At 49.1% G+C, this 293-nt stretch carries 1 protein-coding gene; it reads left to right on the forward strand.

Translation table 11 applies throughout. The annotated features are described in order from the left end of the window. Positions 1-12: 12 nt before the first annotated feature. The coding region (locus A3757_RS03820; protein WP_197469730.1) for a hypothetical protein at positions 13-293 on the forward strand (281 nt) is incomplete at its 3' end.

The following is a 293-nucleotide window of genomic DNA, read 5'->3' on the forward strand; positions in this document are numbered from 1 at the left end:
GAAGAATGCTGGGTGCCTAACTTTCCGCATCCTGGGCAGCATTTCGGCCAAGGCAATAAGCAAAGCCCAATGCGTATTATGCAATGTGCAAACGAATGTGATGCGTGGAACTATGCCGATGCAAAAATGGATGACCTGGCTGCGTTCTTGATTACTGGCGGCCCGACCTATCTACTAGCATCTCAAGACCTGGATGGCAAAGCAGGTAAGGATTATATCGATTTGGATAAGGTTCCAGAAGGCCGCAAAGTTTTTGCTCGTGAGTGTGCAGGTTGCCACAGCTCGAAAATGGC

The organism is Oleiphilus sp. HI0117 (assembly GCF_001635235.1).